This is a genomic window from Desulfuromonas sp. DDH964, from assembly GCF_001611275.1.
GTDB lineage: Bacteria > Desulfobacterota > Desulfuromonadia > Desulfuromonadales > DDH964 > DDH964.
The window spans coordinates 1,174,179-1,199,251 of the sequence record NZ_CP015080.1; the positions used below are offsets into that span (position 1 = coordinate 1,174,179).

Here is a 25,073-nt window from a genome sequence, read left to right on the forward strand (position 1 = left end):
AGGAGTAAAATGGCATGCGTGGCAAATTTCTTCCCGTTTTTTTCGCCCTGCTCGGGAGCCTTATGGTTGTTGTCCCGGCTACCGCGGCTGAGCCGCAACCTCCGGGGAAAGGGGACCGCTGTCCGACCTGCGGCATGTTTGTCGCCGGTTATCCCAACTGGGTCAGCTCGATGGTTTTTAAGGATGGCAGCCGCGTCTTCTTTGACGGGCCCAAGGATATGTTCCGCTACTTTTTCGACCTGGGCAAATACCGCCCGGCGGGGACTCCCGACGACATCGAGGTGATCTTTGTCACCGAGTATTATTCGATGCTGAGCATGGCGGCGACGGAGGTCTATTTTGTCAGTGGCAGCGATGTGCTCGGCCCCATGGGGAAGGAGATAGTCCCGGTCGCCGGCCTGGAGCAGGCGCGGGGGTTCATGCGTGACCACGGTGGTGCCAAGCTGATGCAGTTTAACGGCAAGGCCCTGGTCGAAGTGCGGGACGCCGAATGAATCGTGCCCTGGCCTTTCTGGCCCTGACCACGGTGCTGGTGCTGGTGCTGGCGGCACTGCTGGTGAATGGGGAGTTGCAGGCCCGGCACTTTGCTGCCACCAGTGGCCCGGCGCTGGCGCGGCTCGGCGGAGCGCTCGGCCTCACCGACCTGGCGATCTGGACCGAGGCCCGCTATGCCCGCCATCCCTCCCAGGCCGACCGCTTCACCGCCTTTCAGGATCTGCCCGGCGCCTTTGACCACTTTCCCGCGGGGTCGATCATTCCTCCTCCCCCTGCCGACCTGATCCGCTGATGTCTGTGACCCGCCAGCTGAAAATCCTCGAATTCGCCCTCGCGGCAACCCTGCGCCAGCGTGGCCGCAACCTGTCGATCCTGATCGTTTACACCCTGGTCATCACGGTCCTCGCCTCGATCCTCTTTTTGACCCGCGGGCTCAAGGAGGAGGCGGCCCAGCTGCTGGCCCGGGCTCCGGAACTGGTGGTGCAGCGGGTTATCGCCGGCCGCCATGATCTGATCTCCCTCGATTACGGCAAGACCCTGGCCGCAATCCCCGGGGTCGGCAAGGTGACGCCGCGAGTCTGGGGGTATTACTACGACGGCCTGACCCACAGCAACTACACCCTGATGGGTGTCGGCGCAGCGGCCCCGGTTGGGCTGGAGCTGTTGCGCGGAAGCCTGCCGCAGGGCCCAGGGGAATGTGCCCTCGGGGCCGGCGTCGCCGGCATCAGGCGCACCGGTCCCGAGGGGGACCTGATCATCGTCGACAGTCGCAATACCGGGGTCGTCTTTGAGGTCACCGGGGTTTTTGCCAGCGATTCGGCGCTGCTGACCAACGACCTGGTGCTGCTCGGGGAAGAGGATCTGCGCCAGTTCTTTGCCATGCCGGATGACCGGGCCACCGACTTCGCCGTCGAGGTCTTCAATCCCCAGGAGGTGGATACGGTGGCGGCGAAGATCAAGCAGCTTTTGCCCGATACCCGCCCGATCACCCGCAGTGAGATCCTGCGTACCTACGATTCGGTCTTCAGCTGGCGCAGCGGCATGCTGCTCACCGTCTTTGCTTCCGCGCTGCTCGCCTTCTGTATCCTCGCCTGGGACAAGGCGACCGGTCTCAGTGCCGAGGAGAAGCGGGAGATCGGGATACTCAAGGCGGTCGGCTGGGATACGGCCGATGTCCTGGCCCTCAAATTCTGGGAAGGGCTCATCCTCTCCCTCACGGCGCTGCTGATCGGCCTCATCCTCGCCTGGCTCCATGTCTTCTGGTTCGACTCCCAGTGGCTGGCGCCGGTGCTCAAGGGGTGGTCGATCCTCTTTCCCCCCTTCGCGCTGACGCCGGCCGTCGATCTCTACCAGCTCTGCGTGATTGCGTTTTTGACCGTCACCCCGTACGTGGCCAGCACCGTCATCCCTTCGTGGAAGGCTGCAATCACCGACCCGGAAAGCATGATGAGGAGCTGATAGCGATGGCGCCGCTGATTGAAACCATGGATCTGTACAAGACCTACAACCCGGGGCGACCGGATGAAATCCGTGCCCTGCAGGGGGTGTCGGTGCAGATCGAGGCGGGGGAGGTGGTGGCCCTCAAGGGTCCGAGCGGGTCGGGCAAGACCACGCTGCTGAGCCTGCTCGGCTGCATGAGCCGCCCCACTTCGGGGCGGGTGACGGTGGCCGGGCGCGATGTCTCCCGTCTGCCGGAGCGTTTTCTGACCGAGGTCCGCCGTCAGACCTTCGGATTCATTTTTCAGCAATTCAACCTGCTGCGGGATGTCGGGGTGCTGGAAAATGTCCTGCTCCCCCTCTACCCGCAGGATTGCCCGCCGCGGGAGATGCAGCGCCGTGCCACGGAACTGCTCGACCAGCTTGGCCTGGGCCAGCGGCGCCAGCTCAAGGTCCGCCAGCTCTCCGGCGGCGAACAGCAGCGGGTGGCGATTGCGCGGGCGCTGGTCAACGCGCCGCAGATCGTGGTCGCCGATGAGCCGACCGCTCATCTCGACAGTGAGTTGGCGGCAGAACTGCTGGAAATTTTGACGGGTCTGCAGCGGGAGGGGAAGACCATTGTCATCGCCACCCATGACCGCTTCGTCTTCGAACATCCGCTGATCACCCGGGTGGTGGCAATGCGTGACGGGCGCCTCGCGGTGGAGGCGCCGTGATTCTCCATCCCGGTATCCTCGCGCTGCTCACCGGTAGCGGCATCGTCCTGCTTCTCTGCCTTTACGCGTCGGTCACCGGGGCCCGCATTCTGCTGCGCTGGGATCGCAGCAGCAGCAGCGAACTGCAGTATCAGCTCGAATTGCGCACCGTCCTGGTCTCGACCCTGGTCCGCTACGCCCTTGCTTTCGAGATCCTTTCCGGGATCCTCTTCATCTACACCGTCGACGACCTGCACCCGCTCTTCGTCGGCGCCATGTGCGCCACCGGCTCTCTCAACGCCAACCCGGTGGGCTGGAACGCCCTCCTCGTCAAGCTCGCCATCTGGTTTGTCGCCGCCCTCTGGCTAGTGCTCAACCGCTTTGACGAGCAGGCCGAGGACTTCCCCCTGGTGCGGGTCAAGTATGCCCTGCTGCCGCTGGTCACCTACCTGGTCGGACTCGACTGTTACTACCAGCTCAGTTATTTTCTCGGCCTGCAGCCCGAAGTCATCACCTCCTGCTGTGGCGCCCTCTTCACCGCCAGCGGTGGCGGGTTGGCCGGGGAACTCGCCGGGCTGCCGGCAAAGCCGGCGATGATCGCGTTCTATGGCGGGGCCGGGGTGCTGCTGGTGCTGTTGATGGCCTGTCTGGTCTGGCGGTCCGGTTGGTTGCGGCTGTTACTGACGCTGGTGGCGGCCGGCTTTCTCCCCCTCGCCCTGGCCGCGGTTATCTCCTTCATCTCCCTTTATATCTACCAGATGCCGAGTCATCACTGCCCCTTCGACCTGTTCCAGGGGCATTATCATTTTATCGGCTACCCCCTCTATCTAAGCCTGTTTGCTGCGGTCCTTTACGGTGCGCTGCCGGGCTTGTTCCGGCCCCTGGCACGTCACCCGTCTCTCGCCACCGCGCTTTATGAAACTGATCGGCGCTGGTTGTGGCGGGCGCTGGTTGCCCTGCTGATTTTCCTCGCCCTGGCAACGGCACCCGCCCTGTTGGGGCAGATGGTCCTGATCGGTTATGGTTGAAGCTGCCCAGGTGACTCAGACGTGAGCGTGGCGCCGGTCCCCCGGCCTTGGCGTGAGCAGTGCGGACGGTTTTCGCCGGACCGGATCCTTGCCGACGACCACCCAGCCGGCGCGGCGGCGAAAGCGGGCCAGCTTGTGGGATTCAAAGAGGCGGTCGAGCAGATGCGCTTTGACCATATCGTGCCGGCCATCGGTATACTGAACCTGGATCATCATGGGAAACCTCCCTGGTTGAATCTCAGGGGGGTCCAATTCCCCGAAGCTTGCTTCGCTATCGCCAATATGAAATATTGGCGACATGAGCGAATATGTACACAAAAGTCATAATGTTTCTGTGCTGTTATACCATCTTGTTTGCCCAGCAAAATACCGCCGGGTTGTTTTCACCCCAGAGGTTGATGGCTGGCTCAAAGAGGTCTGCCTTGAGATCGCCAAAAGATACGAGATTCAGTTCGTAGAAATTGGGACCGACAAAGACCATGTTCACTTTTTGGTGCAGTCGGTTCCAATGTACAGCCCAACGCAGATTGCACGAGTCATCAAAAGCATTACGGCCAGAGAAATATTCAAACGAGTCCCATCGGTTAAAAAGCAACTATGGGGTGGCGAATTTTGGACAAAGGGCTATTTTGTGAACACTGTAGGCCAAAAGGGTAATGAGAAAACCATTGCGACCTATGTTAGAAATCAAGGCCGAGAAAAAGAGTATCAGCAATTGCACCGCGAGCAGTTAACGCTTTTTGATACCCCGTAGCTTGCTGCGGGGTAGTTCATTAGTTTTTATGGGAATATATTACCGTATCGGTCATTGATGGCAACAGGGGAAAAGAGTGGTATGGCAGGGCAAGGGAAAAGGCTTGAAATCCACTCCGCGCCTCGCTAAGCTTAGCGACTCTGGAGCCCTGATTTCAGGACTGTCCTGCCTTAAAGTGTGATCCAGCTGGCAACGGCCGGCTGCAACCAAGGAGAAGGGTTCGATGCTCATTGTCATGGACCACAGTGCTACCCCGGAGCAGATCCAGGCGGTTATCGAAACCGTCACCGCGGCCGGTCTTCAGGCCGAGCCGATTCCGGGGAGCCAGCGTACCGCCATCGGCGTGCTCGGCAACCAGGGGCCGGTCGACGATACGGCGATTCGCGAATTGCCCGGCGTACGCGAAATCATTCATGTCAGCAAGCCCTACAAACTGGTCTCCCGGGATTTCCATCCGCAACCGACGGTGGTCGAGGTGGGCGGGGTTCGCATCGGCGATGGCGCCAGGCCGGTGGTGATTGCCGGGCCCTGCTCCATCGAGAGCGAGGCGCAGATGCTGGCCGCTGCCCAGGTGGTCAAAGCTGGCGGCGGCCAGGTGCTGCGGGGCGGCGCCTTCAAGCCCCGTACCGGTCCCCATTCGTTTCAGGGGCTCGGCGTGCCGGGGCTGAAGCTGTTGCGCCAGGCCGGCGATGCGGTCGGTCTGCCGGTGATCACCGAGGTGATGCGCATCGAGCAGCTCGAAGCGGTCTGCCGTTATGCCGACATCCTGCAGATCGGCGCCCGCAACATGCAGAACTTCGATCTTCTCAAGGAGGTCGGGCGCCTTTCCCATCCGGTCCTTCTCAAGCGCGGCATGTCGGCGACAATCGAAGAATTTCTCTCCGCTGCCGAGTACCTGCTGGCCGAAGGAAATGGCCGGGTGATTCTCTGCGAGCGCGGTATCCGCACCTTTGAGCGGGCGACCCGCAACACCCTCGACCTGTCGGTCGTTCCGCTGATCCGTTCGATGAGCCACCTGCCGATTATCGTCGATCCGTCCCACGCGACCGGCAAGCGTTCGCTGGTGCCGGTGATGGCGAAGGCGGCCCTGGTTGCCGGTGCGCACGGTGTCATGGTCGAGGTCCACCCCGAGCCGGAAAAGGCCCTGTGCGATGGCGCCCAGAGCCTGACGGGGGATGGTTTCGGCGAACTCATGGTTGATATTCGCGGCCTGCTTGGCTACCTTGGGTATTGACAGCCGTAGCAACCGGGCTGGTTGAAGAGAGGTTGTCCGGAGAACGGACTCCGGTCCTGGGCTGGATAGACGACGTGCCACCGTCGCCAGGTTGGTCTATCCTTTTGGTCGAATCGCAGCACCAAGGCGGCAACTGCAGCCAAAGGAAGGACGCTCATGACACCCAGTGTTGAAATTGCTCCCGGTATCGACTGGGTCGGTGCCAAGCACAGGGAACTGCAGGTCTTCGATGACCTTTTCCCGACCCACAACGGCACCACCTACAATTCCTACCTGATCCGCGGTCGCACCCGCAACGCCCTGATCGACACCGTGAAGGAGCCGTTCAGCGCCGAGTTCTTTGCCAAGGTCGAGAAGCTCCTCCCGCTCAAGCAGATTGATATCGTCGTCGTCAATCACACCGAGCCGGACCACTCGGGCGCTCTCGCCGGGCTGATCGAAAAGAACCCGCAGATTACCGTCTATTGCAGCAAGGCGGCGGAAAATTTTCTCAAGCAGCTGCTTCACAAGCCCTTCAAATCCCATGTCGTCGCCGACGGCGAAGAGGTTGATCTGGGGGGGCGCACCCTGCGCTTTATCCTCGCCCCCTACCTGCACTGGCCCGATACCATCTTCACCTACCTGGTCGAGGACCAGATCCTCTTCCCCTGCGACGCCTTCGGTGCCCACTACTGTGCCAGCAAACTCTTCGATGACGAGATCGCCGATTTTTCCGCCGATTTCCATTTCTATTTTGACTGCATCATGCGTCCCTTCAAGGACAAGATCCGCGACGCTCTGGCCAAGCTCGACGGTCTGCCGCTGCGCATGGTCTGCCCCTCCCACGGGCCGCTCCTGCGTTCCAGCTTTGACCACGCGATCAATGCCTATCGCAAATGGGCGGCACCGCCGCCCAAAGAAGAGAAGCCACGGGCCCTGCTGGCGGTCCTTTCCTCCCATGGCAATACCCGGACCATGGCCCAGGTGGTGCGCGAGGAGCTGGAAAGACAGGGGATCGAGGTCAATGAATTTGCCCTCTGCGGCATGCGGGACGATGACTACCGCAACGCCCTGGAACAGGCCGATGTCCTGATCATCGGCACGCCGACCATTCAGCGGGATGCGCCCCCCCATGTCTGGCATGCGCTGACGCTGATCTCCTCGGTGACGCCCAAGGCCAAGCTGGGCGCCGTCTTCGGCAGCTTTGGCTGGAGCGGCGAGGCGGTGAAGATGGTTGAGCAGCGACTCGAAGGACTTCGTTACAAGCTGGCGGCGCCGAGCATCTCCTTCCGCTTTACCCCGACTGCAGAAAACCTTCAGACCTGCCGGCAGTTTGCCGACCAGGTGGCCAACGCCGTTCTCTGCGAGGAGTAAGCCAGGCAACCGGGAATGAAGAAGGACAAAGCGCAGCAGCCGATAGCGGCTGCTGCGCTTTGTTGTCGAACCGGAAGCGGACGCCTGAAAAAAAAACGGGTGGTCCGCGCCCCTCTCCCCTTTTCCCGCTGGATCTTTCATGGTAAAAGGGGAGGGCGGTTGCCGGATTTTTCTCCCTCTGACGAGGTGAACCATGGGTTTCGACGAGCAGACACTGCAGGCGCTCTGCGCTCAGTTGGCCGATGATCTTGCGGCGACGAAAGGGACAGGTGACGCTCAGGTCGAAAAGATCGTTGCCACACTGAGCGGGGCCTTCGGCGTCAGCGAAAACGAAGTGGCCCTCTTTCGCCTCAGCGCCGACCGCAATCTGCTGCGCTTCCTCTGGCCGGCCAAGCTGCGCCAGGTCGGAGCCATCCCCTTCTCAAGCCTCGATTCCCTGGCGGCCCGCACCGCCCGGGAAGGGGTGGTCTTCCTGGAGAATACCTTTGCGGCCCAGCGGCATGCCAATGCCTACGAGAAGGTGCGGCTGGAGCCGGGTATCTCGTCACCCCCGAAGCCGATTCGCAAGATCATCAGCGCGCCGATTTTGCAGGGAGAGACCGTTATCGGCGTGATCCAAATCTCCCGCAAGGGGGATCTCGATGGTCCGGAAATTGATGATTTCAGCCAAGCCGATGCCGATGCTCTGCTGATCCTGGCCAGCGAGGTCGGCAATTACCTCTGACAACCCCCGACTTCAGACCAGGGCGGCAAAGTGCCCCTGCAGCTGGTCGAGCATCTCCTCCGCCGCTGGCGGCACCATCTCCCCGAGGCAGTGCAGGTTGACCAGCGCGTTGACGTTGGCATCCTTTTTCGCCGCCTCCCGCAACCTTTCGGCAAAGGCCTTGTTGACCACGCCAACCTCCCGGTAGATCGCATCCATCCCCTGCAATGACCAGTTCACCGCTTCTCCGCGCCGCTGCCGGTAGTAGAGGCTGACCAGGTACATCGATATAGCGCGAAAGATCGTCTCCTCCAGCGAGGCAAAGGGGAGATGAAAGCGGACCATCGGTTTGAGCTTTTCCATCGACGGACAGCCGCTGCTGACCATGATGATGCCGAGCAGCGGACTCAGCCCGAGCTGCAGGCAGGTGCGCTTGACGTAACTCCGTTCGGCGGTGGTGACCGTCACCTCGGCCTCGTCGTAGGAGAGGTATTCCTTGAACTCTTCGACGACCTGGGCCATGTTCAGGGCAATCGGGCAGCAGAGGGTTGTGGTGCGGTCGAACCGGCAACAGGGGCAGCGATGGCTGTCGAGCGCGGTCCAGACCGGCGGCCGGGGGACCGGCGGGGGTGCCATGTGCAGGGTTTCGCTGTCGAGCAGAACCGAAAACTCCTTGGTCTCTCCGTTGTCGAAACTGAACCGGTAGGCAATGCTCAGACCATGCTCCATGATTCGGTTCCCTCCCCTTTTACAAGTGAGTAATCAGGATACCCGATCCAATGGCAGTCGTTAAGGTGTTTTTTGCCATGGAGAGGCAGTAGTGTCCGGTTAGCAAATTGCATTCACCCAAAGTTGCAGATAATTGTAAATATTTTCACAAGTTAGCGTATTTTTTGCTTGACAAATCGTCGTGAAGTCGGCGCGGTGATTTTCGTAAATACCTATTTTATATGAGGATTTACGAAAATGTCATTACTTGTTCGCTGCCACCGTACCCGGCTTAGCAGGCGCTCCATTGTCCGACTTTTTACCCCGTTCAAGGGCGCTCTCGAACATGCCCCGGTTCTTGAGGCCCGAGGCAACAGGCCACTGCAGATGACGTTTGAAGATCAGTTGAAAATCCTGACCTACTATCACCTCGAAGAGCATTCTTCGGGGCGTCATCTGCTTCAGGTTCTGACGCAGGAAGATTTTGCCGCGACTCATATTGCACCGCCCGGCGGTATCCGGAAAAGCGCCTTCTTTGAGGCGATCAATACCCGAGGGCTGGAGCAGATGATTCATGTTTACGAAGACCTGCAGAAACAGGTCTCACAAAAGATTCCTGTCGCCAAAGACATCTCCGATCTCGGCGATCTGATCGCCGTCGATGGTTCGCTGATTGACGCTACGCTGTCCATGCTCTGGGCGGACTATCGAGACGGAGCCAAAAAGGCCAAGGTTCACCTGGGGTTCGATATCGGTCGTGGTGTCCCCCAGAAAGTCACATTAACCGACGGCAAGGGCGACGAGCGTCCTCAGGCGGAACGGCTCGTGGCTCCCGGTCAGACAGGTGTCTATGACCGCTATTACCAGTGTTACAAAAACTTTGACGACTGGCAGGATCAGGGGCGCCACTTTGTCTGCCGCATCAAAGCCAGTTCTCGTAAGACGGAGTTGAGCGCCAATCCTGTTGTCCCCGGCAGTCATGTTTTCTATGACGCCAGGGTGTTGCTCGGCACCAAAGATGTCAACCAGACCGAACGAGAAGTGCGTGTGGTCGGCTACAAGGTTGACCAAAAATCCTATTGGGTCGCCACCGACCGCTTCGATCTGACCGCCGAGCAGATTGCCTTGATCTACAAGCTACGCTGGACGATCGAGTCCTTCTTCGCCTGGTGGAAGCGCCACCTCAAGGTGTATCACCTGATTGCCCGCAGTCCCTACGGCCTGCTGGTGCAGATCCTCGCAGGGTTGATTACTTATTTGCTGCTGGCCATCTACTGCCACGAAGAGCATGGCGAACGTGTCAGCATCAACAGGGTGCGTGAGCTTCGCAACAATATTCGCAACGAGGCCGCCGAGGATGCGGCCGCAGGCTTAGGGCCTCCCGATATCATTGACTTGGACTTCGGAGCCTATGCAACTTCTTAACCGGACACTACTGATGGAGAGGGGAAAAATGACCGGACCAAAGGTCCTGCCTGGAAGCAGGATGGGCAGGTTGCCTGCCCCATGGGGGCGCTGGAGTGTCTCAGGGGATCAGGATCAGCTGCAGGTCGCAGACATTGGTGTTGGTCGGCCCGGTCCGCAGCAGGGCGCCGAGGCGGTCGAAAAAAGAATAGGCATCATTGCGGGCCAGGTAGTCGGCGGGGTCGAGCCCCGCCACGGTCGCTGCGGCCAAAAGTTCACTGCAGGCAAAGGCGCCGGCAGCGTCGGTCGGCCCGTCGTTGCCGTCACTGGCGGCGGAGAGGAGGTAGAGACCGGTGCCAAGGTCGGGTAATTCCGCCATTGCCGCGAGGAAAGCGAGGGCAAGTTCCTGGTTGCGGCCCCCCTTGCCATCCCCCCGCAGGGTAACCGTCGTTTCCCCGCCCGCCAAAAGGCAGGCGGGACCGCGCCCGGGGCGCTGCCGGTCCCGATAGTCGAGAGCGGCCGCCAGCAGCCGTCGCGCCAGTTCCCGGGCTTCGCCGCAGGCGTGGTCGGTAACGATGGTGGTTGTGAAGCCACGAGATGATGCTTCTCGGGATGCTGCTTGCAGCGCCACCTTGTTGTTGCCGAGCAGGAGGTTGTCACACCAGCGAAAGGCCGGGTCTCCCGGTTTCGGAGTTTCCGCGATCTTTCCGGCGGCGCCGGCCCGGAGCAGGTCCAGGACCGGACCCGGTACCCGGTCCGGCAAGCGGTAGCGGTCGAGTATCGCCAGAGCGTCACTGAAGGTCGTCGGATCGGGGACGCAGAGTCCCGAGGCGATGACGTCGAGACGGTCACCGATGACATCGGAGAGGATCAGGTTGAGGCTGCGGGCAGGGGCGAGCAGGCGCGCCAGGCCACCCCCCTTGAGGGCCGAGAGGTGTTTGCGCACGCAGTTCAGTTCATCGATGGTCGCCCCGCAGCGGAGCAGCAGGCGGGTGGTCGCCTGTTTGTCGGTCAGGCTCAAGGCCAGGCCCGAGTCTGTGCGGGGCGCGGCGAGCAGGGCCGAACCGCCGCCGGAGATCAGATTGATGACCAGGGTCCGGGAATCGGCCCGGAGGGCCAGCGCCGCGATGCGCCGGGCGCCGAGCAGGCTCGCCTGGTCGGGGATCGGGTGTCCGGCCTCCAGGGTTTCGATGCGAGTCAGGGGCGCGGTGTGGCCGTACTTGACGACAATCAGGCCGTTGCCGATGCGGGACCCGAGAAGCTTCTCCAGGCCACGTGCCATGGCGGCGGTCGCTTTGCCGGCGCCGAAAACCATGAGCTGATCATAGTCGTCAAGGTCGATGGTGAGGGGAGTCGATTCACTGGTGACGGTGAGCCGGGAGCCGGAGAGCTGCAGGCGGGATGCGATCAGCTGCTGCGGGTCGACGCTGGCGAGAGCGGCCCGGAAGATTTCTTCGAGTTCCTTACCGGGGACGGGGTGTTGCATCGTGCCCCCTTGCTCTCCATGCATTTGCCGGTTCGGGCCCTCCGCATCGGGTCGGCCATGATTCTTTCAGGCCGCTCCTTAGCACGCGGGCGCAGGATTAAGATACCCCGACTTTTTGAAAAGAGAAGTGTCCGGTCACCTTTTCTTGAAATTTCCGGTCTCTTGACGTTGTTTCCGACTCTTCCCGGCGGTGTGGCCGGTGCTTGCGGCGCAGTTGAAAGAATGCTGGTCCCGTGGTGACCCCTGCGCTAGAATGTCTTCCCTATGACCGAGTCTGCCCTGATCGCTACTGTGGCCGTGGCCGCCCCCCTGGCCAAGCCCTACTCCTACCTGGTTCCCGCCGAATTGCGGGACCAGGCGCGGGTCGGCATGCGCCTTGAGGTCCCCCTCGGACGGCGCCAAGTCGTCGGTTACCTGCTCGCCCTCGGTTCGGGGGATGCCGCCGGGCTCAAGGCGATTCGCAGGGTACTCGATCCGGCCCCGCTGCTGACACCGCAGCTGATCCGCCTGTTGCTGCGCGCCGCCGACTATTATCGGCACCCGCCGGGGGAGGTGATCCGTTGCGCCCTGCCGGCCGGTCTTTCCGGGAAGGGGAACGAGGTCTCGATCCTCCACGAAGCGGTTTACACTGCGCTCCCCCGCGACGACCAGCCCGCCGGTAGCCGGCAACGGGAAGTCCTGGCGCAGATCCGTGCCGCCGGCCCGCTTTCCCTGTCGACCCTGCGCACCCTTTTCGCTGCTCCCCACGCGCCCCTCAAGCGCCTGGTGGAACTCGGCTTTCTGGCGGTCGAGGAGGTCGAACGCCACCGCGACCCGTTCCTCGATCTGCCGCTGGTTCCCGACCGCCCGGCCGTGCCGACCGCGGAGCAGGCGGCGGGCCTGGAACAGATTGCCGCGGCGATTGCTGCTGGCGGCTTCCGGCCGCTGCTGCTGCACGGGGTGACCGGCAGCGGCAAGACCGAAGTCTACCTGCAGGCGATTGCCGGTGCCCTCGCGGCGGGACGGCGGGCGCTGGTGCTGGTGCCGGAAATCGCCCTGACGCCGCAGCTGGTCGCCCGCTTCCGGGCCCGCTTCGGCGCCGGCAAGACGATTGCCGTCCTTCATTCCGGGCTCTCCGACGGCGAGCGCTACGATGCCTGGCGCGCCATCGCCGCCGGCGAGATCGCGATCGTGATCGGGGCGCGCTCGGCGATCTTCGCCCCTCTCGCCGAACTTGGAATCCTTGTCGTCGACGAGGAACATGAGGCGAGTTACAAGCAGGCGGAAGGGTTTCGTTACCATGCCCGCGATCTCGCCCTGCTACGCGGACAGATGGAAGGGGCGACGGTCCTACTTGGCAGCGCGACCCCGGCTTTGACCAGCTTTCAGCGCGCCCGGGAGGGCCAGATTGGCTATCTCTCCCTCGGCAACCGCGTCGGTGGCCGGCCGATGCCGGCAGTGGAACTGCTCGATTTGCGGCAGGCGGCGCCGGCCGGGGTGCTGGCGCCCCCCCTTGTGAAGGCGCTCACCGAGACCCTGGAGCGCGGCGAGCAGGCGCTGCTCCTGCTCAACCGGCGCGGATTTTCCCCGTTTCTGCTCTGCGCCGACTGTGGCACCACCTTTCGCTGCCCCAACTGCGAGATCACCCTCACCTACCACCAGGGGGAGCGCCGGCTGCGCTGCCATTACTGTGATTATGTCGAACGGCCGGCGGAGCTCTGCCCCGGCTGCAACGGCATCAATATCCTCCCCCAGGGCGCGGGGACCGAGCGGCTCGAGGAGGAACTCGCCGTGCTCCTGCCGGGAGCGCGGGTGGCGCGCATGGACCGCGACACCACGACCCGCAAGGGCGCCCACCGGGCCCTGGTCGAAGAGATGCTGGCGCGCAAGATCGATATCCTGGTCGGCACTCAGATGGTGGCGAAGGGGCATGACTTTCCGGGAGTGACCCTGGTCGGCGTGGCAAGCGCCGACGCGACCCTCAATTTCCCCGACTTCCGCAGTGCCGAGCGGACCTTCACCCTCCTCGCCCAGGTCGCCGGCCGCGCCGGCCGCGGCGACCGGCCGGGCCAGGTGCTGATCCAGACCTACAGCCCGGAGCACTACGCGCTGCAATGCGCGGCGCAGCATGACTACCTCGCCTTTGCCGAGCAGGAGCTCGCCTTCCGCCGCGAGCTTGGCTATCCCCCCTATGGGTATCTGGTCAATCTCGTCTTTTCCGGCAACAACGGCGAGCAGGTCGAGGCGGCCGCCGACCGCTTTGCCGCCGGGATTTCCCGCCATGCCGGCGCGGTCGAGGTGCTCGGCCCCGCACCCTGTCCCCTGGCCCGACTGCGTGGCCGGCACCGGCGCCAGCTCCTGCTCAAGTCGGCCACCCGCCCAGCGCTGCGCCACCTGCTTGATCGCCTCCCTCCCCTGCAGAAATCGTTGCCGGCCGCCGTCTCCCTGGCAATCGACGTCGACCCGGTCGATATGCTCTAGCCCCGGCGGCCCGGCCCGGTCACAACAAGCCTCCCCTTCTCCCCGCTGAGTCATCGAGGAGTACCCTGTTGAGTGCCTTCGGTACTCTTTTTGCCATTTTTGCCGACTGGCCTCTCTGTCTGATCAGGTCCCCCTCTCTGTCTCGCGCCCAGTTGTGCCGCGAATTTTGGCATGAAGGGCAAAAAATGGGCAAATTGGCATGGATTGTGGATAATAAAACTTAGTCAGGCTAAACGTTAAAAATTTAAGGTGGTCATTTGTTAGGCAAATCCACCAACCCAACAGGAGGAGAGACCCCATGACCAAGCTCGACGAAAAGCTGGAACCGATCTACAAGGAAGTGCTTGACCGCAATCCCGGCGAGGTGGAGTTCCACCAGGCGGTCCGCGAAGTGGTCGAAACTCTCGGCCCGGTGCTGGTCAAGCACCCCGAGTTCACCCACCACAAGATCATCGAGCGGATCTGCGAGCCGGAGCGGCAGATCATCTTCCGGGTTCCCTGGCAGGACGACAAGGGGCAGGTCCACATCAACCGCGGCTTCCGCGTCGAGTTCAACAGCGCCCTCGGCCCCTACAAGGGCGGCCTGCGCTTCCACCCCTCGGTCTATCTCGGCATCATCAAGTTTCTCGGCTTCGAGCAGATTTTCAAGAACGCCCTGACCGGCATGCCGATCGGCGGCGGCAAGGGGGGCTCGGATTTCGATCCGAAGGGGAAGTCGGACGACGAGATCATGCGCTTCTGCCAGTCGTTCATGACCGAGCTCTATCGCCACCTCGGCGAGTACACCGACGTCCCGGCCGGGGACATCGGCGTCGGCGGGCGCGAAATCGGTTTCATGTTCGGCCAGTACAAGCGCATCACCAACCGCTACGAATCGGGCGTGCTGACCGGCAAGGGGCTCGACTGGGGCGGTTCGCTGGTGCGTCCCGAGGCGACCGGCTACGGCGCCACCTTCTTTGTCGACGAGATGCTGAAAGTGCGCAAGGATTCCTTCGACGGCAAGACCTGTGTCGTCTCCGGCTCGGGGAACGTGGCGATCTATACCATCGAGAAGATCCATCAGCTCGGTGGCAAGGTGATCGCCTGCTCCGACTCCAACGGCTATATCGTTCACGAGAAGGGGATTGACCTCGACCTGGTGCAGCAGCTCAAGGAAGTGGAACGGCGCCGTATCAAGGATTATGTCAATTACCACAAGGATGCCAAGTACGTGGCGGGCGGCAATATCTGGACCATTCCCTGCCAGGTGGCGATGCCCTCGGCGACCCAGAACGAGATCAACGGCAAGGATGCCCAGCTGCTGGTGAAGAACGGCTGCATCGCGGTCGGCGAAGGGGCGAACATGCCGACCACTCCCGAGGGGGTCAAGGTCTTCCTCGAGGCGAACATCGCCTACGGTCCGGGCAAGGCGGCCAACGCCGGCGGCGTTGCCACTAGCGCTCTGGAGATGCAGCAGAACGCCAGCCGCGACTCCTGGAACTTTGAGTACACCGAGCAGCGGTTGCAGCAGATCATGAAGAACATCCACGAATCGTGCTACGAAACCGCCCTCGAATACGGTTGCCCCGGCAACTACGTCGTCGGCGCCAATATCGCCGGCTTCATCAAGGTCGCCAAGGCGATGGTGGCCCTCGGCCTCGTCTGATTTTCCCGAATCACCGCTTGTCTGAAACGACAGAAGGCCCGGCGCTTGCCGGGCCTTCTGTCGTTTCAGACCAAAACCAGGGCAGGGGAGAGTGGGAGGAATCTGCTAGCTCGCAGGGCTCCTCCCTATCCCACATCCCTCATCCCGCGTCCCCTTCCTTAAAACAGACCAGACGTTGGCTGACGACGTCGGCCATCAGGCGCAGACCGGGTTCACCGAGGCGCAGCACCCGCACCACCTGTTTGAAACGGCTGCTGGCCGGCATCAGCCCTTCGAGGGCGTTGGGGTGGGCGAGGATGGTGGCGGCATCGAACCGACAAGCTGAGGATTCGGGGAAGAGGGCGAGATAGAAGATATCGGTTTCGACCAGGTCCTGGAAGAAGTGGGAGCCGAAGGAGAGCTCGGGCATCAAATCGCCGCTGCTGAAGGCGACCTCGGCGAGGGCGGTGATGTTGTTGATCTCGGCAAAGCTGATCGGTACCCCGAGCGCAGGGGTGGATGTCCCCCAGCGCCCCGGCCCCATCAGCAAGGTCGGATTCTCCTGGCGGTCGGCGATGCGCCGGTTGAGGCGGCCGATCAGCCGGGCCACGTCGTGCTTGTCGCTCAGGGAGAGCCGGGTATATTCCAGGGGATCGACCCAGATCAGCCATTTGAGACGCTGGGAGATGTTGCCACCCATGAAGTTCCCCTCGCTGGTAAAAAGGATGCGGTCCGCGGGGATATCCTGGGGGATCTCGATGCGCGCTTTCTGGCCCTTGGTCTGCAGCGGGCGGCATTGCACCACGTTGATGCGCGGGGCGCCGGCGCCGGTGAAGTTGACGGTGAATTCGACATCGACCGGATAGTGATAGGCCTGTTCGAGACGTTTGAGCAGGGCGTGGAAAAGTTCGCTGAAGGTCCCATCGGCGAGGAGCGGATCGAAGGTCGGCAGCCAGAGCTCCTCCTTTCTTCCCCGCTCCGCCAGGCGGTCCATGGTCTCCTGGTCGCGGACCGCGTAGCGGGCGATAGGCAGGTCGATCCCCTCGGCGAGCAGGGTGCGCAGCGCCACGGTTTCGGGCTGGTTGGTGTTGACGTTGAGCAGGTCGAGGTCACGCTGGGCGAACTTGCGGGTGTCGGCGAACCCCTTGTGGGGTTTTTTCAGGGGGGCGTCGAGGGCGACGATGCGCGGGTAGTCCCCCTCGACCCGGTCGACGGCGCGGGTGCCGAGGCCGAGCACCAGGCGCAACATGCCGGCCTTCGGGTCCATCTCCTTGTCCCAGACGAAGGTGTTGTAGGAGACGCCGACCCCGGCGAGGTCGGGGAAGTAATAGTGCTTGCGGTAGGCCCCGGAGACCCGCTGGATCAGCAGCGCCATCTGCTCGTCCTGGCGGTCGAGCCCGCGCTGCAGGCGGTAGGCGAGGGCGTCCTCACTCATGGTGCTGGCGAAGATGCGGCGGATGGCGTCCTCGAGGGCGGCGTAGCGCTCCTCCGGCGCCCCCTGGTTGGGGAGGAAGAAGGAATCGTACTTGCCGGCGAAGGCGTTGCCGAAGCCGTCTTCGAGCAGGGAGCTGGAGCGGACGATGATCGGGTACTGGCCGTAGTAGTCGAGGACCTTCTGCAGCCCTTCCCGGACCTGCTCGGGGAAGGTGCCGGCAAGCATCTCGCGGCGCAGTTCGCCGGCCGCCTCGAAATACCCCTCCGGGGTCTTCTGGCGCATGTACGGTTTCCACAGGCCGTTGTGGACGATGTAGGAGAAGTAGACGTTGGAGCCGACATAGAAGGAATCGTGCGCTTCGAGGTGCTGCGACCAGTCGCGGTCCTTCCCCTTGAGAAGAATGGCGTTGGCGAGGAGCATGCCGGTCGCCTTGCCGCCGATGAAGCCGGTGCCGACCATGCGTGCCTTGATGTCGAGCAGGTCGGGGAGGGTGAAAAATTCCCGGGCCAGGGCCAGGATGCGCTCCTCGCGGCCGACCAGGTGGCGGCAGAGATGATCGACCATCTGTTCCTGCTCGGCGCTGGCGGCGGCATCGGCGGCGAGGTCTTCGGCTTGCAGAAAGAGGCGATGCCAGTGATCGAGCTGGCGGCTGGTGCTGTCGATGGACTTTTCGGTCACCGAGCGCAGCAGGCTGGTCGCCTGGAGGCTGTCGGCAAGGGGGACGAAGCGCTCCCCCTCCTTGCGGTGGGGGAGAAACATGGTCGGCGAATGGCGCTGCCAGACCTTGAGGGGGTGGACATAGAGGGTCCCTTCGCGGTTGTAGAGATCGATCAGGACCTGGGTCGTCTCGCGGATGCGGGCGATGGTGCGAAACGAGTGACGATCGCGGATCAGGGCGAAGTAGGCGACGGTGTCGAGGTCGTAGAGGTAGGGGCAGGTGACCCGGAAGAAGTTGCCGATCATCAGGTCGGTGGCCCAGGCCGACAGCAGCTCGGAGAGGCAGTCGAAAAGGTAATGAACCTCGCGCCCTTCGGCGGTGACGATGTCGTAGATGCGCGTGGCGAAGGTGTCGAAACCGAGGCGGGCGTCGAGCTGGTAGACGGTCACCGCCGGGTCGGGTTCGATCAGGGGCGGATGCTGCCCGAAGCGGAGGTAGACGACCCGGGTGCCCGCATTGAGGGCGTGGCGGACGAAGGGGGCGACAAAGTAGCGGTAGTCTTCGATGGTGTCCACCTTCCAGACCACATTGTCGCCGATGCGCAGGCCGTCGAGAATTTCATCGAGGGCCGGGAAACCGGTCGTAATTCGTCGTTCCTGGTTCATGAATTCACCTTTTCCTGTTGGGTGGCGCCGCGCGGGGAAACTTTCCCATCATTTCGGATGGCAAAGCTTTAATAACATGATTCACCGGAATCCTGCCAATAAATTTGGCACGCCGGCGCCCGGTTTTCCCCTGTCCGGCGATTGGCTGGTTTGACGCTTGCCGGGAAAAGGGATATCGTGCAGCTTGGCCAAAACGTCCAGGATCGCCTTTCTCGAAAGAGGGTTTCTCTCTATGTGCTGCACTTCCCGCCTGCTCCCCATCCTGCTCACCCTGACCCTCGGTATTGCCGGTTGTATCAAGGCGCCGCCGTTACCGATGCCGCCGGCGGCTGAGACCCCGGCGCCAGTGCTGGTAGCGGTCGACTGGGACGCCTTGCCCGACTGGCAGGCGGACGACCCCCGTACTGCCCTCGACGCTTTCCGGGAAAGCTGCCAGGCTTTGCAGAAACGCCCCCAGTGGCAGGCGGTCTGTCAGTCGGCCGGCGGGTTTCAGGCGCCGGATGCCGACAGTGCGCGGCGTTTTTTCGAAACCTACTTTATCCCCAACCGGGTGCAGAAGGAGGATGGCAGCAGCAGCGGTCTGATCACCGGCTATTATGTCCCCGACCTGAAGGGGAGCCGGACCCGCAGCGAGCGCTTCCGCTGGCCGATCTACGGCGTTCCCGAGGACCTGCTGGTGGTCGATCTGCGCAGCGTCTACCCGGAACTGGGTGATTACCGGCTGCGCGGGCGCCTGGAGGGACGCCGGGTCGTCCCCTACTATTCGCGGTCCGAGATCGACGCCGGCAAGCTGACGGCCGGTGAGGAACTGGTCTGGGTGGAGGATCCGGTGGAGCTTTTCTTTCTCCAGATCCAGGGCTCGGGGCGGGTGGAACTCAATGACGGCACCCAGGTGATGGTCAACTACGCCGACCAGAACGGACATCCCTACCGCTCGATCGGCAAGCTCCTGCTCGACCGCGGCGCCATGACCCGCGACCAGATGTCCATGCAGAACATCAAGGCCTGGGCGCGCAAGAATCCTGACCAGGTGGCGGCGCTGCTGGCCGAAAATCCGAGTTACGTCTTCTTTCGCGAACTGCCGGCGGGTGTCACCCGCCCCTACGGCGCCCTCGGCGTCCAGCTAACCGCCGAGCGCAGTCTCGCCGTCGACCCGCGCAGCATTCCCCTTGGCGCCCCGGTCTTTCTTGCCACGACCTGGCCGGGCGGCAAGGCGCCGCTCAACCGCCTGCTCGTGGCCCAGGATACCGGCGGCGCCATCAAGGGGCGGGTGCGTGCGGATTTTTACTGGGGGATCGGTAAGGAGGCGGGATCTTTTGCCGGGAGGATGAAACAGCCCGGCCAGCTCTGGGTGTTGCTGCCGCGGCCGGAGGCTGAAAGCGGGGAGACGGAGGGCGGGACCGAAAAAAATCCCGCTGCGGCGGAGCTCTCCCCTTCACTCTGACAAAGAGGGGGGACGCAACCCGAACCGAACGGGGATAAGGCCCTGGCCTGGCCCTGGCCGGTATCAGGCCCGGCTGGGAAGGGACGATTGCAGGCGCTTGCTGATTTCCGCCAGCAGCGTTTCGACCCCCTTGCCGGCGCCATCGATCTGCAGATCGGCGTAACGCAGGTAGAGGGGGTGGCGGCGCCGGAAGAGGGCGGAAAAGCTCTCGCCCGGCTCGATCGCCAGGCCGCGCTGGTCGATGTCGCCGAGGCGCGCCTCCAGTTCGGCACAGGGAACATCGATGAAAATGGTTCGCCCGTGGCGGCGCAGGCGCTCCATCCCGGCCGCGCTGTAGACCGCCGACCCGCCGGTGGCGATGACCGTCGGCCGCACCGTCACCAGGTCGAGCAGCACCCGCTCCTCGAGGGCGGCAAAAGCGGCGAGGCCGTCCCCGGCGATGATCTCCTGCAGGCGCCGACCGTCCCGGGCCTGGATCAGTAGGTCGGTATCGATAAAGGCGAGCCCGAGGCGCTTGGCGAGGAGGACGCCGAGGGTGCTCTTGCCGGCGCCGGGCATGCCGATCATCACCAGGTTCGCCCTATCCATCCTCCCGCTCCCGTCGTTTGGCGAGACTGCGCAGGTAACGCTCCTTGAGGCGCCGGTTGTTGGCGGCGACCGCTTCATGCTTCGCATACCAGGGGGGGATGTCGTCGTAGTCGGGGACGCCGTCGTCGATCAGGTAACGGGAGCCCGGCTGTTTTGGAAAACCGGCCGGGACGGCGCCGGCGCAGATGATCCGCAACGGGCCGTCATCATCAGCTTTCAAGGCCCGCTGCGCCTCCGCGGCGACCCGGACCATGTCGCCGGCGGCCAGCGGCACCTCCTCGCCGTCGATCCACAACAGGCCGCTGCCGGCCAGAACCATGTAGACCTCTTCCTGCTCCCGGTGGTGATGGGTAAAGGTGTAGCCCTCTCCGGCCGGCAGGTTGATCAGGCCGAGAGCAACCCCGCGCAGGCCGAGTTGTTTGCGTGGTGAGGTCAGCGGCGGGAGTTCGTCCCAGTTGAAGTGCGCTTTCTGGTACATGCGAGAAAGACTCTCCCGATCTTGAAAGGGCGGCGAGCCCGCTGCGACGATCTGCTGCGCGGGAGCCAGAGTTCAACGCTCGCGCCACCAGGCGGGGAGGTCGGCAATCGACTCGAGGACGGCCTCGGGGACGATCCCCTCCTGCAGATCGGCGGGGAGGAACTTGCCGGTGCGAACCAGCAGGCCCCTGATGCCGAGGCGCTGGGCGCCGTCGACATCGGCGCGGATGTCGTCGCCGACCATCACCGTCCGCTCCGGGGGGGTGCCGAGAATTTCGAGGGCAGTCTGGTAGAAGTCGGCGGACGGTTTGCCGAGGACGACTGCCTTGCGCCCGGTAGCGTATTCGAGGGCGGCGACAAAGGGGCCGGCGTCGAGGCGCAACCCTTCCGGCCCCTGCCAGTAGCGGGGCACGCCGAGGGCGACCAGGGGCGCCGCGGGGGCCGCCATCAGGTGAAGAAAAGCGCTGTTGAGCAGGCTGAAGTCCCAGGCTTTGCCGCAATTGCCGATGACCACCGCCGCAGCGCCGCCGGCCTGGTCGTGGGGGTGCAGGGGGATGCCGGCAAAATCCTCCAGGGTCCGGTCCGGGACGAAGAGGGCAATCGGTCCGTCGGTACGGCGGGCGAGCCAGCGGCGGGCGACCCGAGCCGGTGTCAGGATCTGGTCGGCGCTGGCCGGAATCTCCATCTGCCGCAGCCGCTGCTGCAGCCAGCTTAAGGGGCGGGAGGTGGTGTTGGTGACGAAGAGGTGGGGGATTCCCTGCTCGCGGACCCAGGCGAGGGCTTCCCGGGCCCCGGGAATCGGTTCCCGGGCCTGGTAGATGACACCGTCGAGGTCGAAAAGGAGCGCTTGCATCGACACCCCTCAGCGTTCCGCGCTCTTGCTGGCGGGGACGGCACGCTTGAAGGCCCAGGCCTCGATCTTCTTGATCTGTTCAGCCATCGTCACCGACAGCGGGACGGTGCGGCCGATCGCCTCCATGATGTCCTGCTGGGTCGGCGGCCGCTGCCGGGCCAGCGCTTCGAAGCAGGCGCTGGCGACGGCCTGTTCGATTTCGGCACCGGAAAACCCCTTGCTGCCGTGGGCGAGCATGCCGACCTGGTAGGCGGCCGGGTCGAGCTCGCGACGGCGCAGGTGGATGGTGAAAATCTCCTCCCGCTCGCCGAGGCCGGGGAGGGCGAGGTAGAAGATCTCGTCGAAACGTCCCTTGCGCAGCAATTCCGCCGGTAGCATTTCGATGGCGTTGGCGGTGGCCGCGACGAAGACCGGGGCGCTCTTCTCCTGCATCCAGGTCAGAAAATAGCCGAGTACCCGCGAGGCGGCCCCCCCTTCCGCCTTGAAGCCCTGGCTCGAGATGCCGGCCTCGATCTCGTCGATCCAGAGGACGCAGGGAGCGAGGCTTTCGGCAATCAGGCAGGCCCGGCGCAGACTCGTTTCCGGCGAGCCGAAGGTGCCGGCATAGACCGTCGCCATGTCGAGACGCAGCAGCGGCAGGTGCCAGCGTGCCGCGATCGCCTTGACGAAAAGGCTCTTGCCGCAGCCGCTGATTCCCATCAGCAACACCCCTTTGGGCAGGTTCGTCCCCGCGGTCAGGCCGGCGAGACCAAAAGCCCGCTCGCGCTTGTCCATCCACCCCTTGAGGGCATCCATGCCGCCGACCTGGTCCGGATTGAGGTCGTTGTCGACCGCCTCCATGATCCCGGTGCGGGCGATGACCTGGTGCTTGGCGCGGTGCAGGGCGGCGACCAGATCGGCGAGTCCGGCGCCCTTGCTGACCCGGCCCAGGCGCAGCGCCTGCTCCAGGTCGCGCACTTCCAGCCCCTGGGCCGCCAGCAACAGGGGCGTAGGGTCCCCGGCCTCGGCCAGAAGCCGGCCGAGCAGGGGATCCCGTTCCCGGTGGGCTTCGAGCCAGGCCTGCAGCTCCTCCCGGTCGGGAAGGCGTTGTTCCAGCAGCGTTACCTCCCGCTCCAGCCCGTCAGGGACGCTCGGGCGACCGGAGAAGAAGACCAGGCTTTTCCCGGAAAGACGCCGGCCATGGGCAAAGTCCTTGAGCAGCCGCTGGATCTTCGGGTCGTCCCAGAAATATTCGAGGTCCTTGAAAAGGAAGAGGCCGGGGCCTTCCTGCTCGATCGCCCAGCGCACCCCGGCCAGCGGCTCTTCACTGCCGGCGACGCCGCTGAACCCGTCGCTGCAACTCCAGACGCGCAGTTCCGGCAGCCCCTTGATCGCCTGGCGCGAGGCCCGCTGCAGCAGCGCCTCGCAGCGTTCCTCACTCGGGCCGCAGATGTGCAGGAGCGGAGTGCCGGCGGCGACCAGACGGCAGAACCCGGCGAGGGTCAGGATTTCGGACATCGGGAAGGTCTCCTGGGTTGATGAGGGGGGCGATCTGAACGGGACCATTTAACCATTGCCGCAGGCAAATGTCCATCTCTTCGCCGGTCCTTCCGGCCTGTCGAGAGGCCTTGCATTGGCGGCCAAAATAGGCTAGTGTCCATGCGAAAATATCCGGAGGGTGTCGGGCCGGCAGTCCCCCGCAAACCCGCCCCTCCGCGGCGGTCGGCGGTCCAAAGCCGGCGGCTCCCATCTCCTCCCCGAGGTCGTATCCGATGCGTTACAGTCACTACCTGATCAACACCCTCAAGGAAACCCCGGCCGATGCCGAGGTGATCAGCCATCAGCTGATGCTGCGCACCAGCATGATCCGCAAGGCCGCGGCCGGAATCTACAGCTATCTTCCCCTCGGTCTGCGCTCCCTGCGCAAGGTCGAGCAGATTGTCCGCGAAGAGCTCGACCGGGCCGGGGCGATCGAGCTGCTGATGCCGATGGTGGTCCCCGCCGAACTCTGGCAGGAGTCGGGGCGCTGGAAGCAGTACGGCAAGGAGTTGCTGCGGCTCAAGGATCGCAAGGAGGCCGATTTCTGCCTGGGGCCGACCCACGAGGAAGTGATCACCGACATCGTCCGTCGCGAGATCCGGTCCTATCGCCAGCTCCCCCTCAACCTCTACCAGATCCAGACCAAGTTCCGCGACGAGATCCGCCCCCGCTTCGGCCTGATGCGCGGCCGCGAGTTCGTGATGAAGGACGCCTACTCCTTCGACCTCGACAGCGCCGGTCTCGATCTCGCCTACGACAAGATGTACCAGGCCTACCGGCGGATATTCACCCGCTGCGGGCTCCGCTTCCGCGCCGTGGAGGCCGACACCGGCAATATCGGCGGCACCGCCTCCCACGAATTCATGGTCCTTGCCGAGTCGGGCGAGGACGCCATCGTCTCCTGCGACAGCTGCGAGTATGCGGCCAATGTCGAGAAGGCTGAGTTGCGTTCGCCGACAGCCGTTGCGGCCACCCCCGGACGCCCGCTGGAAAAGGTGGCGACCCCGGCGCGCAGGAGCATCGAGGAGGTCGCCCTCTTCCTCGGACTCGAAACGGCGCAGCTGGTAAAGACCCTGCTGGTGAAGAGTGACGGCGGCGAGATCCTGGCAGTGCTGCTGCGCGGCGACCGGGAGCTCAACACCGTCAAGCTCTGCCGGCTGCTCGGGTGCAACGATCTGGAGTTGGCGAGTGAGGCGGAGGTTCTCGCTGTGACCGGCGCCCCGACCGGCTTTGCCGGCCCGGTCGGCCTCAAGCTGCGCATCCTTGCGGACCACGAGGTCGCCGCGATGGCCGACTTTGTCGTCGGCGCCAATAGCAAGGACGAGCACCTGACCGGGGTCAACCATGGGCGTGACTTTACGGTCGAAAGTTTTGCCGACCTGCGCCAGGCGGTCGCCGGCGACCTCTGTCCACGCTGCGACGGCAGGCTCGAGGCCTGGCGCGGCATCGAGGTCGGCCACGTCTTCAAGCTCGGTACCAAGTATTCCCAGGCTCTCGGGGCCACCGTCCTCGACGAGCAGGGGCAGGAGCGGGTGCTGCTGATGGGCTGTTACGGCATCGGCATCGGGCGCACTGTGGCGGCCGCCATCGAGCAGAACCACGACGAGGGCGGCATCATCTGGCCACTGCCGATCGCCCCCTTCCAGGTCCTGATCACCCTCCTCAACCCCAACGACCTCCCAGTGGCGACGGCGGCGGAGGAGCTCTACCAGCAGCTGCTGGCCGCCGGGGTCGAGGTCCTCTTCGATGATCGCGACGAGCGCCCCGGGAGCAAATTCAAGGATGCCGACCTGCTCGGCATCCCGCTGCGGGTGACGGTCGGTGCCCGCGGTCTGAAGGAGGGGGCCCTGGAGCTGCAGCAGCGCCGCAGCGGCGAGCGCAGCATGCTGCCCCTCGCCAGCGCCGACAGTGAAATTGCCGAGCTGGTGCGCCGGGCCCTGTACCCCGACGCCTGACCCCTGCGGGTGGCGGCAACCGGCAGCGCTGCGTGGCGGTTGCCGCATTCTTCAACCTATTGACCCGCGTTTTCCCGGTCTCGATGTGCGGGCAAACCA

The 25,073-nt window shown here is 63.8% G+C and carries 21 protein-coding genes and 1 pseudogene; 14 read left to right on the plus strand and 8 right to left on the minus strand.

Translation table 11 applies throughout. From position 1 onward, the window contains the following. Window positions 1-14 precede the first annotated feature (14 nt). The 5 genes from DBW_RS05265 to DBW_RS05285 are packed head-to-tail and all read left to right on the plus strand — an operon-like array spanning window position 15 to window position 3,655. Window positions 15-494, plus strand: coding sequence for a nitrous oxide reductase accessory protein NosL (locus DBW_RS05265; protein WP_082820193.1), 480 nt, complete (start codon window positions 15-17; stop codon window positions 492-494). Continuing rightward, window positions 491-787 (plus strand): hypothetical protein, encoded by a 297-nt coding sequence (locus DBW_RS05270; RefSeq protein ID WP_066725266.1) that lies wholly within the window; start codon window positions 491-493, stop codon window positions 785-787. The genes DBW_RS05265 and DBW_RS05270 overlap by 4 nt, the downstream gene beginning before the upstream one ends. Beyond that, window positions 787-1,953 carry an ABC transporter permease gene (locus DBW_RS05275; protein WP_066725268.1) on the plus strand — a complete coding sequence of 389 codons (1,167 nt, stop codon included), beginning with the start codon at window positions 787-789 and terminating at the stop codon, window positions 1,951-1,953. Before DBW_RS05270 ends, DBW_RS05275 begins: the two co-directional genes overlap by 1 nt. A gap of 5 nt (window positions 1,954-1,958) precedes the next feature. Beyond that, on the plus strand, window positions 1,959-2,648 hold the full coding sequence (locus DBW_RS05280; protein ID WP_231875389.1) for an ABC transporter ATP-binding protein: 690 nt from the start codon (window positions 1,959-1,961) through the stop codon (window positions 2,646-2,648). Continuing rightward, complete coding sequence (locus tag DBW_RS05285) at window positions 2,645-3,655, plus strand: hypothetical protein (protein ID WP_066725277.1); 1,011 nt, start codon at window positions 2,645-2,647, stop codon at window positions 3,653-3,655. Before DBW_RS05280 ends, DBW_RS05285 begins: the two co-directional genes overlap by 4 nt. Window positions 3,656-3,670: 15 nt before the next feature. Here DBW_RS05285 and DBW_RS05290 read toward each other — a convergent pair whose 3' ends face one another. Then, window positions 3,671-3,871: a GSU3473 family protein gene (locus DBW_RS05290; RefSeq protein WP_066725279.1), complete on the minus strand. Its 201-nt coding sequence runs from the start codon at window positions 3,869-3,871 to the stop codon at window positions 3,671-3,673. 82 nt (window positions 3,872-3,953) lie between these two features. Here DBW_RS05290 and tnpA point away from each other — a divergent pair, with 82 nt between their 5' ends. The 4 genes from tnpA to DBW_RS05305 all read left to right on the plus strand — a co-directional run bounded on the left by tnpA (window position 3,954) and on the right by DBW_RS05305 (window position 7,720). Then, window positions 3,954-4,409 (plus strand): IS200/IS605 family transposase, encoded by a 456-nt coding sequence (gene tnpA / locus DBW_RS18060; protein ID WP_082820194.1) that lies wholly within the window; start codon window positions 3,954-3,956, stop codon window positions 4,407-4,409. A gap of 223 nt (window positions 4,410-4,632) precedes the next feature. Continuing rightward, on the plus strand, window positions 4,633-5,643 hold the full coding sequence (aroF, locus tag DBW_RS05295) for a 3-deoxy-7-phosphoheptulonate synthase (RefSeq protein WP_066725281.1): 1,011 nt from the start codon (window positions 4,633-4,635) through the stop codon (window positions 5,641-5,643). A gap of 156 nt (window positions 5,644-5,799) precedes the next feature. Continuing rightward, the gene (locus DBW_RS05300) at window positions 5,800-6,996 is read left to right on the plus strand and encodes an FprA family A-type flavoprotein (protein WP_066725283.1); all 1,197 of its coding nucleotides are present in this window, start codon (window positions 5,800-5,802) and stop codon (window positions 6,994-6,996) included. 193 nt (window positions 6,997-7,189) lie between these two features. After that, window positions 7,190-7,720, plus strand: coding sequence for a GAF domain-containing protein (locus DBW_RS05305; protein WP_066725285.1), 531 nt, complete (start codon window positions 7,190-7,192; stop codon window positions 7,718-7,720). 12 nt (window positions 7,721-7,732) lie between these two features. Here DBW_RS05305 and DBW_RS05310 read toward each other — a convergent pair whose 3' ends face one another. Continuing rightward, window positions 7,733-8,428, minus strand: a complete 696-nt coding sequence (locus DBW_RS05310) for a DUF6901 family protein (RefSeq protein ID WP_066725287.1) — start codon at window positions 8,426-8,428, stop codon at window positions 7,733-7,735. 237 nt (window positions 8,429-8,665) lie between these two features. Here DBW_RS05310 and DBW_RS05315 point away from each other — a divergent pair. Beyond that, window positions 8,666-9,766, plus strand: a pseudogene (locus DBW_RS05315) (IS4 family transposase); the annotation flags it as partial. A gap of 166 nt (window positions 9,767-9,932) precedes the next feature. Here DBW_RS05315 and DBW_RS05320 read toward each other — a convergent pair. Beyond that, a complete protein-coding gene (locus DBW_RS05320) occupies window positions 9,933-11,297 on the minus strand; it encodes a glycerate kinase type-2 family protein (protein WP_066725288.1) in 1,365 nt (454 codons plus the stop codon). Window positions 11,298-11,561: 264 nt separating this feature from the next. Between DBW_RS05320 and priA the strand changes: the two genes are divergently transcribed. Then, on the plus strand, window positions 11,562-13,757 hold the full coding sequence (priA, locus tag DBW_RS05325) for a replication restart helicase PriA (protein WP_066725290.1): 2,196 nt from the start codon (window positions 11,562-11,564) through the stop codon (window positions 13,755-13,757). Between the two features lie 298 nt (window positions 13,758-14,055). Next, window positions 14,056-15,402 (plus strand): NADP-specific glutamate dehydrogenase, encoded by a 1,347-nt coding sequence (gene gdhA / locus DBW_RS05330; protein ID WP_066725292.1) that lies wholly within the window; start codon window positions 14,056-14,058, stop codon window positions 15,400-15,402. Between the two features lie 139 nt (window positions 15,403-15,541). Here the strand turns inward: gdhA and DBW_RS05335 are convergent, their stop codons facing one another. Further along, on the minus strand, window positions 15,542-18,139 hold the full coding sequence (locus DBW_RS05335; protein WP_066725295.1) for a PEP/pyruvate-binding domain-containing protein: 2,598 nt from the start codon (window positions 18,137-18,139) through the stop codon (window positions 15,542-15,544). 232 nt (window positions 18,140-18,371) lie between these two features. Between DBW_RS05335 and mltA the strand changes: the two genes are divergently transcribed. Next, window positions 18,372-19,583 carry a murein transglycosylase A gene (mltA, locus tag DBW_RS05340; RefSeq protein WP_066725299.1) on the plus strand — a complete coding sequence of 404 codons (1,212 nt, stop codon included), beginning with the start codon at window positions 18,372-18,374 and terminating at the stop codon, window positions 19,581-19,583. A gap of 63 nt (window positions 19,584-19,646) precedes the next feature. Here mltA and DBW_RS05345 read toward each other — a convergent pair whose 3' ends face one another. The 4 genes from DBW_RS05345 to DBW_RS05360 all read right to left on the minus strand — a co-directional run bounded on the left by DBW_RS05345 (window position 19,647) and on the right by DBW_RS05360 (window position 22,998). Further along, window positions 19,647-20,171, minus strand: coding sequence for a shikimate kinase (locus DBW_RS05345; RefSeq protein WP_066725302.1), 525 nt, complete (start codon window positions 20,169-20,171; stop codon window positions 19,647-19,649). Continuing rightward, on the minus strand, window positions 20,164-20,649 hold the full coding sequence (locus tag DBW_RS05350) for a cupin domain-containing protein (protein ID WP_066725307.1): 486 nt from the start codon (window positions 20,647-20,649) through the stop codon (window positions 20,164-20,166). Before DBW_RS05350 ends, DBW_RS05345 begins: the two co-directional genes overlap by 8 nt. Window positions 20,650-20,721: 72 nt before the next feature. Continuing rightward, on the minus strand, window positions 20,722-21,501 hold the full coding sequence (locus tag DBW_RS05355) for a TIGR01458 family HAD-type hydrolase (RefSeq protein WP_066725310.1): 780 nt from the start codon (window positions 21,499-21,501) through the stop codon (window positions 20,722-20,724). Between the two features lie 9 nt (window positions 21,502-21,510). Continuing rightward, window positions 21,511-22,998: an AAA family ATPase gene (locus DBW_RS05360; protein ID WP_066725312.1), complete on the minus strand. Its 1,488-nt coding sequence runs from the start codon at window positions 22,996-22,998 to the stop codon at window positions 21,511-21,513. Window positions 22,999-23,252: 254 nt separating this feature from the next. On the opposite strand from DBW_RS05360, the gene DBW_RS05365 reads away from it, so the two are divergent. Next, on the plus strand, window positions 23,253-24,974 hold the full coding sequence (locus DBW_RS05365; protein ID WP_066725314.1) for a proline--tRNA ligase: 1,722 nt from the start codon (window positions 23,253-23,255) through the stop codon (window positions 24,972-24,974). The last annotated feature ends 99 nt before the right edge of the window (window positions 24,975-25,073 follow it).